Origin of the sequence: Aliarcobacter thereius LMG 24486, from assembly GCF_004214815.1 — a bacterium.
Classification (GTDB): Bacteria; Campylobacterota; Campylobacteria; order Campylobacterales; family Arcobacteraceae; genus Aliarcobacter; species Aliarcobacter thereius.
On sequence record NZ_CP035926.1, the window covers coordinates 985381 to 996541 of the forward strand.

Annotated in this window: 13 protein-coding genes; 3 read left to right on the top strand and 10 right to left on the bottom strand. The window is 26.7% G+C overall.

Annotated elements, in window-relative coordinates; all coding sequences use genetic code 11:
• Window positions 1–52: 52 nt before the first annotated feature.
• The 8 genes from ATH_RS05085 to ATH_RS05120 form a co-directional block, all read right to left on the bottom strand.
• Entirely contained in the window at window positions 53–466 is a 414-nt protein-coding gene (locus ATH_RS05085) for a c-type cytochrome (RefSeq protein WP_066186103.1), read from the bottom strand.
• Complete coding sequence (locus tag ATH_RS05090; protein ID WP_066186100.1) at window positions 467–1048, bottom strand: NUDIX hydrolase; 582 nt, start codon at window positions 1046–1048, stop codon at window positions 467–469. It lies immediately after the preceding gene.
• A 9-nt stretch (window positions 1049–1057) separates the two neighbouring features.
• On the bottom strand, window positions 1058–1558 hold the full coding sequence (locus ATH_RS05095) for a YajQ family cyclic di-GMP-binding protein (protein WP_066184079.1): 501 nt from the start codon (window positions 1556–1558) through the stop codon (window positions 1058–1060).
• Between the two features lie 110 nt (window positions 1559–1668).
• On the bottom strand, window positions 1669–2061 hold the full coding sequence (locus ATH_RS05100; protein WP_066184081.1) for a DUF423 domain-containing protein: 393 nt from the start codon (window positions 2059–2061) through the stop codon (window positions 1669–1671).
• A 13-nt stretch (window positions 2062–2074) separates the two neighbouring features.
• Window positions 2075–2524 carry a phosphoribosyltransferase gene (locus tag ATH_RS05105; RefSeq protein ID WP_083190949.1) on the bottom strand — a complete coding sequence of 150 codons (450 nt, stop codon included), beginning with the start codon at window positions 2522–2524 and terminating at the stop codon, window positions 2075–2077.
• A gap of 71 nt (window positions 2525–2595) precedes the next feature.
• Window positions 2596–3276, bottom strand: coding sequence for an anaerobic ribonucleoside-triphosphate reductase activating protein (locus ATH_RS05110; RefSeq protein ID WP_066184083.1), 681 nt, complete (start codon window positions 3274–3276; stop codon window positions 2596–2598).
• Window positions 3254–3418, bottom strand: a complete 165-nt coding sequence (gene nrdD, locus ATH_RS10005; RefSeq protein ID WP_119184154.1) for an anaerobic ribonucleoside-triphosphate reductase — start codon at window positions 3416–3418, stop codon at window positions 3254–3256. Before nrdD ends, ATH_RS05110 begins: the two co-directional genes overlap by 23 nt.
• Entirely contained in the window at window positions 3396–5510 is a 2115-nt protein-coding gene (locus ATH_RS05120) for a ribonucleoside triphosphate reductase (RefSeq protein WP_066390410.1), read from the bottom strand. Before ATH_RS05120 ends, nrdD begins: the two co-directional genes overlap by 23 nt.
• 182 nt (window positions 5511–5692) lie before the next feature.
• Between ATH_RS05120 and argF the strand changes: the two genes are divergently transcribed.
• The 3 genes from argF to ATH_RS05135 all read left to right on the top strand — a co-directional run bounded on the left by argF (window position 5693) and on the right by ATH_RS05135 (window position 9098).
• Window positions 5693–6619 (top strand): ornithine carbamoyltransferase, encoded by a 927-nt coding sequence (gene argF, locus ATH_RS05125; protein ID WP_066390408.1) that lies wholly within the window; start codon window positions 5693–5695, stop codon window positions 6617–6619.
• On the top strand, window positions 6619–7986 hold the full coding sequence (gene hemN, locus ATH_RS05130) for an oxygen-independent coproporphyrinogen III oxidase (protein ID WP_066390406.1): 1368 nt from the start codon (window positions 6619–6621) through the stop codon (window positions 7984–7986). Before argF ends, hemN begins: the two co-directional genes overlap by 1 nt.
• Before the next feature lie 83 nt (window positions 7987–8069).
• The gene (locus tag ATH_RS05135) at window positions 8070–9098 is read left to right on the top strand and encodes a hypothetical protein (RefSeq protein ID WP_066390404.1); all 1029 of its coding nucleotides are present in this window, start codon (window positions 8070–8072) and stop codon (window positions 9096–9098) included.
• A 44-nt stretch (window positions 9099–9142) separates the two neighbouring features.
• On the opposite strand, the gene ATH_RS05140 is transcribed toward ATH_RS05135, so the two are convergent.
• Together ATH_RS05140 and ATH_RS05145 are read right to left on the bottom strand one after the other, a co-directional pair.
• Window positions 9143–10123, bottom strand: a complete 981-nt coding sequence (locus tag ATH_RS05140) for a diaminopimelate dehydrogenase (protein WP_066390402.1) — start codon at window positions 10121–10123, stop codon at window positions 9143–9145.
• Window positions 10124–10200: 77 nt separating this feature from the next.
• A complete protein-coding gene (locus ATH_RS05145) occupies window positions 10201–11157 on the bottom strand; it encodes a Wzz/FepE/Etk N-terminal domain-containing protein (RefSeq protein WP_066390400.1) in 957 nt (318 codons plus the stop codon).
• Window positions 11158–11161 lie beyond the last annotated feature (4 nt).

Below are 11161 nucleotides of genomic sequence, written 5' to 3' on the forward strand. Positions count from 1 at the left end.
CCTAAATAAAATGCTATATTATATTAAGTTATCTCTAAATTATCAATAAAAATCATTTCCTTATACTTTTTATGTAGTAATATATTGATTCTATTTCTTCTTCTGTTAGGTGATATGTAGGCATTATATTTGAATTATAAATGAGTTTCTCACAAATTTCATCATCTTTGAAAATTTTTTTCTTATTTTTTCTTTGATTTACTTTATCTTTAAAAACTTCATAACTCACATCTTTTATACTTGGAGTATATAAAGTACAAAGATATTTATCTTCTTTAAGAATATGCTTAAATTGAACTATTTTTTTACCTTCAGCTTTATCTCCATGACAAGTATTACACCCTATTCCTCTTGGATTTTCATATAACATCTTTCCATATTCAGGTTTTGTAATAAATAGTAAGTTATCTTGTTCATTTGCAATTAAAAATATATTAAAAAATAAAAAAATAAAGAGATATTTCATCTATATATTAAGCTCTTTCTCTTTTTTCAAAAACCAATAAAGGCTAAACATAAGTCCTGGAGTCTTTGCTTTCTTTTCATCAAAAATGAACTTATCAATATTGTTTTTTTCCAAAAAATATGTCTCTATTTGCTCATCATTTATTCCACCACCACTGTGGATTTTCATACTTTCATCAACTTTTGCAAAATATAAATGCTGTTTTGCTCCACTTATCCCAACATTTGTGAAAAATGATGTAATTTTTATAAGCTTATTTGCATCTACTTTATATCCACACTCTTCGTCAATCTCTTCAGATGCAATCTGTTCTAAACTTATATTTTTATCTACAAGTCCTGCACAAAGCTCATAAGTAAAAGTTACATTCTTATCATTTAAATAAACAGGAACTCTAAACTGTTTTACAAGCACAAAAGCATTCTTTTCAGTATGATAAATAAGAATTGATACACTATCATGACTTCTTACAGCTTCCCAAGTTTTTTTTATTCCATTTTGAGTGAATTTTACTTTTATAGGTTTTATATAGTTTGACTCTTTTAACTCTTCTGTTTTTATATCACTTATGATATTTTGCAAAGTTTTTCCTTATTTAAAATTATCAAAAACCAATGGTGCTTTTAAATCTAAAGATCTTAAATGCTTCATAACTGTTTGTAAATCATCAATATTTTTTCCTGTAACTCTTATACTATCTCCTTGATTTACAGCACTTACTTTAATTTTCAGACTTTTAATCTCTGTTTGTATTCTTTTTGCTTCATCTTTTTCTATACTATCAATGATTTTATAGCTATATTTTCTATTTCCACCACTGCTATCTTCTTTTCTTATCTCTTCAAGAGAATTTATACTAATTCCTCTTTTATTCATTTTTGCAATCATTATATCTAGCATTGCATCAACTTTATTATCACTTGAACTAATCATTGTAAGAGTTTTTGCACCAATATTTAAATCAATATCTTTTGGTATCCCTTTAAAATCATACCTATTATCAATCTCTTTTTGAGCTTGAATTACAGCATTTTTCATCTCTTGAAGATCTAGTTTTGCTGAAATATCTAATGAATGTTCTTTTACTGCCATATTTTATTTTCTCCTTTTTAAATAGTTCCTTTTTAAATAGAAACAGTTTTATATATTCCTACTTTTTAAAAGTAGGAAAACCAAAAAAAAGCTTCACAATGAAGCTTTGATTATTTATTATCTTTTAATATTGTATATGTCAAAAGAAAATATGCAATTATTTGTAAAGTTCCACCAATAGGAGTTATCGCTCCTAAAACTGGCATATTTAAAATTGTAAGAAAATACAATGAAAAAGAAAAAATAAAAGTTCCTATCAAAATAAGATATTGAACAACTTTTAGTTTATTGTTATTTGGTCTTATCATTGATAAAAAAGTTACAAAAAATAGACCAAAAGTGTTATAAAACTGATATTCAACTCCTGTATGAAAAACAACTAGCATTTCTGGACTTATTATTCTTTTTAATCCATGAGCACCAAAAGCACCTAAAATTATTGCACTTGCCATCATTAAACTAGAAATTGCTAGAAAATTTCTAGCTCTTTTATCATAAATCATTATCTATCCTTTATTATATTTGAATATCAACTTCCCAAAAAAACTCAATCCAAACATCTGTTTTATGTATATAAAAATCAGGTTTGATTAGAGCTGTTGGCTTGTAAAACAAAGTTGCCAATTTAAATTCTGTATTTGGATATTTTTCTTTTAAAAGTTCTAAAATAGCTTTCATAGTTTTTCCACTATCAACAATATCATCTAAAATTAAAACTCTTTTATATTCACTCAAATCAGGAATATTAAAAATATCAACACTGTTTTTTTGAGATTTTCTTTCATAAGATATTGAATTAATTGTGAAAACATCTCTTTGATTTAGAGCTTGAGATATAAGATGAGTAAGAGTCAAACCACCTCTTGCAACACCCAAAAGTGCATCACTTTCAAAAGTTTTTATAATATTTGTTAATTTTTTTGTATCTTCTTTACACATTTCGTAAGAGTAATAAAGTTTATTCAAAATAGTTCCTTAAAATTTTTAGAAATAGCATATTAACAAGTTATTACTTATTTTGTGGTTTTACTTTTATATCATCTATATTCTATTTTTAAGAGATTCTTTACTATTTTATCTCTATTTATCTCAATATTTTTATTTATATTTCCAATATTTGAATCTGTTTGTAAAAAGTTTTGAATATAAAAGCTATTTTTATATCCTAAATTATAAGCTATTTTTATCATCTTATTTATATCATTTTCATTTAGTAGTGTTCCATTGAAAGTAGTTCTTAATTCAAATAAAAAGTTTATTTGAATTAAATACTTAAGAGTTTCTATAAAATCATCATACAAAGATGATTTCTTTTGAGTTATTATTTCAAATTTATCTTTTGTAGCTTTAAAATCTAAAGAGATAAAATCTATTAAATTTTCTTCAATAAGCTCTTTTATTTTTTTTGTATTTATTCCATTTGTGTCAAGTTTTATTTTAAATTCTAGTTTCTTTATCTCTTTACATAATGGTTTTAAATTGTGAATTAAAGCTTCTCCACCACTTAAAACAACTCCACTTAGAAGATTTTTTCTTGTTTTTAAAAATTTTAAAATATCATTGTGAGAATATTTTGCTTTTTTTGCAAAAACTATATTATCGTTGTAGCAATAAACACACCTTAAATTGCAAGATATATGCCAGATTATACAAGCTAATTCACCTGTATAATCTTTTGTAGTAAACTTTGTAAAATCATAAACAATTTTTTGATTCAATAAATTGCTCTCTTTGTTTATGTTCACCTTTTTTTCCTATATTAAAACTTTCAACTGGTCTGTGATATCCCATAACTCTAGTATAAACTATACATTTTGTTCTTTTTTCACTATTTTTTTCAAGCACTTTGTTTTTTTGCATTTTTCAACTCCTCTTTTATAATTTCATCATCACATTTTGGGCAATATTCATGCTCTCCATTCAAGTATCCATGCTTTGGACAAACTGAAAAAAGTGGTGTGATTGTAATATATGGTAATCTAAAATTTGAGATTACATTTTTTAGTAGTTTTTTACAAGCTTCTGCACTTGAAATTCTCTCTTTCATATATAGGTGCATCACTGTTCCACCTGTGTATTTACACTGTAATTCATCTTGTAAATTTAATGCTTCAAAAGGATCATCTGTAAAATCAACTGGAAGTTGAGATGAATTTGTATAATATATATTTTCATCAAACCCAGCTTGAATAATATCTTTGTATCTTTTTTTATCCTCTTTAGCGAATCTATAAGTAGTTCCTTCAGCTGGAGTTGCTTCAAGATTATATAGATTTCCTGTAATTTCTTGATATTCAAGCATTTTTTTTCTCATAAAATCAAGTATTTCTAAACTTAATTCATTCCCTTCATCTGTACTTATATCTATATTTTCTCCATATAGATTTTTTAGCATTTCATTTATTCCATTTACTCCAATAGTTGAGAAGTGATTATTGAAATTTTTTAAATACCTTTTTGTATATGGATATAGACCTCTATCATACATCTCTTGTACAAATACTCTTTTTCTTTCTAAAATATCTTTTGATAAATCCATAAGCTCCTCAAGTCTTAAAAACAATGCTTTGATATCATTTTTATATAAATACCCAAGCCTTGCCATATTTATTGTAACAACTCCTATACTTCCAGTCATTTCAGCACTTCCAAAAAGTCCACCTCCTCTTTTTAAAAGTTCTCTTAAATCTAATTGCAATCTACAACACATACTTCGTACATCGCCTACTTTGTAGGCTTTTTCATTTTTGATTAAATTTCCTTTTTCATCTTTTATATATTGACTTCCTATAAAGTTTTGGAAATATGAACTACCTATTTTTGCTGTATTTTCAAATAATATATCTGTATTTTCTCCATCCCAATCAAAATCTTCACTTATATTTACAGTTGGAATTGGAAAAGTAAAAGGTTGAGCTGTTTTATCTCCTTCTGTCATAACTTCATAATAAGCTCTATTTATATTATTCATCTCTTTTTGGAAATCTTTATAAGTAAGCTCTTCAAAGCTTGAAACTCCCCTATTTCTTGCCTCTTTTAAAAGTTCTTCATCTTTTAAATCTTTAAATAGATGTCTTTGGTTTCTTGTAGGAATTTGATCTTTTAAATCTTCTGGAACTGTCCAATCTATTGTAATATTTGTAAAAGGGCTTTGTCCCCAACGTGCAGGAACATTTAAATTATAAATAAAACTTCTAATAGCTTTTTTTATATCTTTATACTCAAGCTTATCTTTAAAAACATAAGGTGCTAAATAGGTATCAAACGAGCTAAAAGCTTGAGCTCCTGCCCATTCACTTTGAAGAATTCCTAAGAAATTTGCCATCTGTCCTAAAGCTTCTCTAAAATGATTTGGTGCTTTACTTTCTACTCTTCCTCTTACTTCATTAAATCCTTCATCAAGTAAAACTCTCAAACTCCAACCTGCACAATAAGCACTTAAACAATCCAAATCATGAATATGAATATCTGCACTTCTATGTGCATATCCTTGCTCTTTTGTATAGACTTTATCCAACCAATAATTTGCAATGACTTTTCCTGCACTATTATTTATAAGTCCAGCATGAGAATAACCTGTATTTGAATTTGCTTTTATTCTCCAATCTTCGCCATTTATATACTCTTGTATAGTTTGTGTTGAATTTATATAAGTTGTATCTTCATTTAGTCCAAATATCTGTTCTCTTTGTATTTTATGAAGATGTCTATAAAGCATAAAACTTTTTAAAACTTCAAAATATTTACTTTCAAAAAGCTCTTTTTCAATACAATCTTGAATATCTTCAACTGTATTTATATTTTCTAATTTAACTTTTGATAAAACAGTGTTAAATATAGTTTTATCGTATGTGTTTTCTACACTTTTAAAGGCTTTCTTTATAGCATCTTCTATTTTAAAAGCTTTAAAATCAACTCTGCTTCCATCTCTTTTTATAATTTTTTTTTGCATAGCTTTTTCCCTTCATCTAATCCTTGAAATTTTAGAGAAGAAGTTCTTAGTAAGTTGTAAGAGATTTTGTCACAAAAGTGTCATTTTATGATATTCCAAAAAATATTTTTAATCTTTTTTTAACTGTTTATAAAGATTAATTAACTAAAATATTCACTTTTAATAAATTATGAGGAAAACAAATGAAACACTTTTTAAGTTTAATGGACTTCTCAAAAGAAGAGATTTTAGATATTTTAGCTTTAGCTAAAAAAATAAAAGATGATGCAAAAGCCGGTAAACATAAAGATTATATGCCAAAAAAAATTCTAGGAATGATTTTTGAAAAAAGTTCTACAAGAACAAGAGTTTCATTTGAAGCTGGAATTTATGAATTAGGTGGAGTAGGACTATTTTTATCATCAAATGATATTCAACTTGGTCGTGGTGAACCTATGAAAGATACTTCAAGAGTAATTTCAAGAATGGTTGATATGGTTATGATTAGAACATTTGAGCAAGAAAAACTTGAAGAGTTTGCTAGATATTCTAAAGTTCCTGTTATAAATGGACTTACAGATAAACTTCACCCAATACAACTAATGGCTGATTATCTTACGATTATGGAAGAAGGTTTAGACAAAGATTTAGTTGTTGCATATATTGGAGATGGAAACAATATGGCTCACTCTTGGCTAAATATGGCGGCAAAACTAGGTTTTGAACTAAGAATTGCAACTCCAAAAAACTATCAAGTAGATAGAGAAGTTTTAAAATTAGCTTTAGAAGAAGCTAAAAAATCTGGTGCGAAAATAACTCTTGGTTTTGATCCTCAAGAAGCCGTAAAAGATGCAACAGTTGTTACAACAGATACTTGGATTTCAATGGGTCAAGAAGCTGAAAAAAATATGAGAATCAAAGATTTTAGAGGATTCATTGTAAATGAAGAGCTTATGAAACTAGCTTCAAAAAAAGCTATATTTTTACACTGTTTACCAGCTTATAGAGATTATGAAGTTAGTGAAGATGTACTTGAAGGAGCTCAAAGTAGAGTTTTCCAAGAAGCAGAAAATAGACTTCATGCTCAAAAAGGTATTATGGTTTGGCTTGATCAAAGAAGAGATAAATAATGATAGATTTTGCCAAGTTTGTAAAATATTCTAAACCAGGACCAAGATATACTTCATATCCAACGGCTCCTGAGTTTAGTGAAAGTTTTACAAAAGAAGATTTAAAAAACTACTTCAAAAAACAAGATAGAAAAAGAAATCTATCTCTATATTTTCATCTACCTTTTTGTAGAAGTGCCTGTTATTTTTGTGGATGTAATACAATTTTTACATCAAAAGAAGATAAAAAAACAAGATATATTGACTATATAAAAAGAGAACTTGATATTTTAAAAAATCATATTGATACTTCAAGAGTTGTGAGTCAAATGCACTTTGGTGGTGGAACTCCAACTTTTTTCTCTCCTTCTCAACTTGAGGATTTAATTTCTAAAATAAAAGAAGTTTTTCCAAACTTTTCAAATGATGCTGAAATATCTTGTGAAATTGATCCAAGGTTTTTTACAAAAGAGCATATGGATGTTTTAAAAGCTGGTGGTTGTAATCGTGTAAGCTTTGGAGTTCAAGACTTAAATGAAACTGTACAAAAAACAATTCATAGAGTTCAACCATTTGAGCTTACAAAAAATGTTATAAAAATAGCTAGAGAAGCTGGAATTAAATCTATAAATACAGATTTAATTTATGGTTTACCACACCAAACAAAAGAGAGTTTTCAAGATACTTTAGAAAAAATGCTTACTTTAAGTCCAGATAGATTTGCAGTATTTAATTATGCTCATGTTCCTTGGCTTATGAAAACTATGAGAAAGTTTGATGAATCAACTTTCCCAACTCCACATGAAAAGCTAGAGATGCTTAAATCTACAATAGATTTCTTTACAACAAATGGCTATAAAATGGTAGGAATGGATCACTTTGCAAAACCAGAAGATGAACTTTTTAAAGCTATTGAAAAAGGTGAGCTTCATAGAAATTTCCAAGGATATACCACAAAAGGTGGAGCTGATTTAATAGGAATTGGTGTTACTTCTATTGGAAATGGAGTTGATTATTATGCACAAAACTTTAAAAATCTTGAAGAGTGGGAAAATGCAATAGATAAAGGAGAACTTCCTGTATTTAAAGGCTATAAACTATCAGATGATGATATTTTAAGACAATATGTAATTATGGAACTTATGAGTAATTTCTCTTTAAATATTAAAAAAGTAGAAGATGAATTTAAAATAGTTTTCAAAGATTATTTTGCTGATGCTTTAAATGCTTTAAAAGAGTTTGAAGATGCAGAACTGCTAAAAATATTTGATGATAAAATTGAAGTTTATCAAACAGGAACAATGCTCATAAGAAATATTTGTATGCCTTTTGATGCTTATTTAAACAATATACCTGAAGAGAAAAGAAGATTCTCTAAAACCATTTAATAATTTTAAACTTTCCTTAAGAAAAAAATATATAAAATTACCCCTTTAAAGGTACTATTTAGCACCTTAAAGGGGAGAAAAATATGAGAAAAGCATCTTTTTCAGTTGAAAGAAGAACTGAACAAACAGATATACACACACAAAGATTAAATGGTCACAATAGTGCTATTTTTGAAAATAGTAGTTTTAATTACTTTAAAAGTTACTATGTTTATGATAAATTCCTAGAATCTGCCAAAGAGAAATATCAACAAACAATCAAACAAAGAATGCAAAAAAGTGCAATAGCAAATATGTTTCAAGAAGCTATTATTTCAATTGATGAAACTCATACACAAAATGACTTGGTTGATCTATTTTTTGATTTAAAGCAAAGATTTGGTGGACATGAATTAATAAATCTTACAATTCATAAAGATGAAGGCTACTTTGTAAAAGATGGAATAAACTATAAACCATATAAAAATATTATAAAAAGAGATGAAGCTTGGTATATAAGTGCTGATGAAAAGAAAGAGATAAAGGCTGAAAACTTCTCTTTAAAAGTAGATATATCATCTTTTACAAAAGTTTCAAATCCTCATGCTCATGCTATTTTTTCTATGTTTGATTTTAAACTTGGAAGAAATGCCCGAATGCAAAAAAAAGATATGGTTGAGAGATTAAAACTTGTAGCTGATATTTTAAAACTAGAGTATGCTCCACAAAAAATCTATAAAATTCTTGATAGTAATATTGATATTACAGGAGTAAAAGAGCAAGAGTTAAAATCATTGGAGTTTAAAATAGAAGCTAGGAATAAAGAGCTATTTAGAATAAATAACTCTATTGCAGAAAAAGAGTATATTTTAGATGAATTAGTCCAAAAAGTAACTCTTAAAAAAACAAAATTCAACTCTTTGGCTGATAAAATTTCTTTAAAAAATAGAGAATTTGAAGATTTAATTACACTAATTCTCACAAAAGAAGATGAAATAGATAATTTACAAAATAAAATAACAGAAAAAAACTCAGATATCTCTGTACTAGATGTAAAAATAAAAGAGAAAGAGTTTATTTTAGAAGAGTTAAAACAAGAGATAGAATCAGCAAATCATCTAAAAAGTATTTAAAAAAAATAAAAAAAGATGAAGCAAAAGCCTCATCTTCTAAAAGCTTATAAAAGCTCTTTTCTTAGTGTTTCATTTGATTTTATAGATAAAAGTGCTGGTGCAACATCTAAAACAGATTTAGCTCCAAATTCACCTTTTAAAGCCATTTTATAAACAGCTCTTGTATAAGCCACAATTACACTTGCTGTAAATTCTGGATTGCTATCAAGTTTTAAAGAGTATTCAATAACTTGATTTATATTCTCACTACTATTTCCACTTCTTATTACAAACCCACCGTGAGGCATTGTGTTGTGATTTTTATCAAACTCTTCTTGGCTTATAAAGTTTACACTTGTATCATAAGGTTCAAAGTAGTTTGGCATAGTTTTAATCTCATTTTCAATTTTTGAAGCATCAGCTCCATCTTTTAAAACTATAAAACACTCTCTTGTGTGTTTATCTTTTGTACTTAAACTTGGTCTTACTCCACTTCTTACTTCTTCTATTGCTTTTGTTGATGGAAGAGTATATTGAACTCCTGCTTTTACTCCTTCAACTCTTCTAATAGCATCAGAATGCCCTTGACTTAAGCCTTTTCCCCAAAATGTATAAGTTTCTCCATCTGGTAAAAGAGCTTCTCCAAAAAGTCTATTTATTGAAAACATTCCAGGATCCCAACCAACAGAAATCATAGCTATTTTTTTACTTTTTTGTGCAACTGCATCTACACTTGCAAAATATTCAGGTATTTGTGCATGGTTATCATAGCTATCAACTGTATTAAAATATTGTGCAAACTCTGGAGTTTGTACAGGTAAATCATCTTTTGAACCACCACAAAGAATCAAAACATCTATTTTGTCTTTAAAATCTAATATATTTTCTACACTATATACAGGAGTATTTATTGTTTTTACACTTTTTGGATCTCTTCTTGAGAATACTGCTTCTAAGCTCATATCAGGATTTTTTAGAATAGACAATTCTACACCTTTTCCTAAATTTCCATATCCTAAAATTGCAACTTTAATTTTGTTACTCATAGGTTTTACTCCTTTTTTAAATTTAATCAAATTTTCAAGTGATTATTCTACATTTTTTTTTATTTTATAAAACTTAACTAATTATTTTGTTCTTTAAATCCTCTAATAAACTCTCTAAAGAAAACTAAGAAGATTGATAGTATAAATCCTGTAACAAATGCAACTGCTACAATTAATGATTTTTTTGGTTTTACAGGAAAATCATTTAATATAATATCTCCAACTATTTTCGTATTTTTATAGTTGTGTGGTAAAAGAAGAAGCTCTACAATTTTTTTATTTTCATCTAGTTTATACAAAGTAGTTGTCAATAACTCATCTTTTCTATTTTCTAATTCAAAATTTTGAATAGTTATATTATTTATAGATGATGATATATCTTTCTTTTCCATAAGTTTTAAAGCAGCTAAAGATGGATCTAGTGAATCAATTTTTTTTAAATTATCATCTACTAATTTTAATTGTTTTTGTAAATCTTCTAATAGTTTTAAATTATTTTCAAGTTTCTTATCTATTAATGCAACTGATTTTGATTTTATATCTGAAATCTTTAAATCAATATTCTTTAACTCTAACTCTTTTTGTTTCTTTATATCATCTAATATTTTTTCATGTTCATTTTGTACATAGCTTAAAACTCTTAATATCTCTTTTACTGCTTCTTCATTTGAAATAGCTTCACTTTTTATTTCTAAAAAATCTTTTACACCTTTTACGCTTTTTGTAGAAGTGATTTTTGAAATTCTATCTTTTTGATTTTCTTCCATATCAATAAAAATTGTAGATAATTTCTTTTCTAATATAACTGCATCATCTACTGAAATTTTACTTGTATTATTTAATCTATACTCTCCAATTTCTATCAAAGCTTTTGCTTCATATATTGGTGTTTTTGTATATGCATAAATTCCAGCCAAAATTGTAACTATAGCTGTAAATACAACTATAAAAACCTTGTTTTTCCAAAGAGTTAGAAACAACTCTCTTAAATCTATTTCATCTTCTTGGATAATGTTTCTATTATTTTCTTGCATTTTT

Excerpts from the sequence above, each read along its gene's own strand:
- ATH_RS05100 (WP_066184081.1), bottom strand. The coding sequence starts at position 2,061 with ATGATTTATGATAAAAGAGCTAGAAATTTTCTAGCAATTTCTAGTTTA.
- ATH_RS05135 (WP_066390404.1), top strand. The coding sequence starts at position 8,070 with ATGAGAAAAGCATCTTTTTCAGTTGAAAGAAGAACTGAACAAACAGAT.
- argF (WP_066390408.1), top strand. The coding sequence starts at position 5,693 with ATGAAACACTTTTTAAGTTTAATGGACTTCTCAAAAGAAGAGATTTTA.
- ATH_RS05140 (WP_066390402.1), bottom strand. The coding sequence starts at position 10,123 with ATGAGTAACAAAATTAAAGTTGCAATTTTAGGATATGGAAATTTAGGA.
- nrdD (WP_119184154.1), bottom strand. The coding sequence starts at position 3,418 with ATGCAAAAAAACAAAGTGCTTGAAAAAAATAGTGAAAAAAGAACAAAA.
- ATH_RS05120 (WP_066390410.1), bottom strand. The coding sequence starts at position 5,510 with ATGCAAAAAAAAATTATAAAAAGAGATGGAAGCAGAGTTGATTTTAAA.
- ATH_RS05095 (WP_066184079.1), bottom strand. The coding sequence starts at position 1,558 with ATGGCAGTAAAAGAACATTCATTAGATATTTCAGCAAAACTAGATCTT.
- hemN (WP_066390406.1), top strand. The coding sequence starts at position 6,619 with ATGATAGATTTTGCCAAGTTTGTAAAATATTCTAAACCAGGACCAAGA.
- ATH_RS05145 (WP_066390400.1), bottom strand. The coding sequence starts at position 11,157 with ATGCAAGAAAATAATAGAAACATTATCCAAGAAGATGAAATAGATTTA.
- ATH_RS05085 (WP_066186103.1), bottom strand. The coding sequence starts at position 466 with ATGAAATATCTCTTTATTTTTTTATTTTTTAATATATTTTTAATTGCA.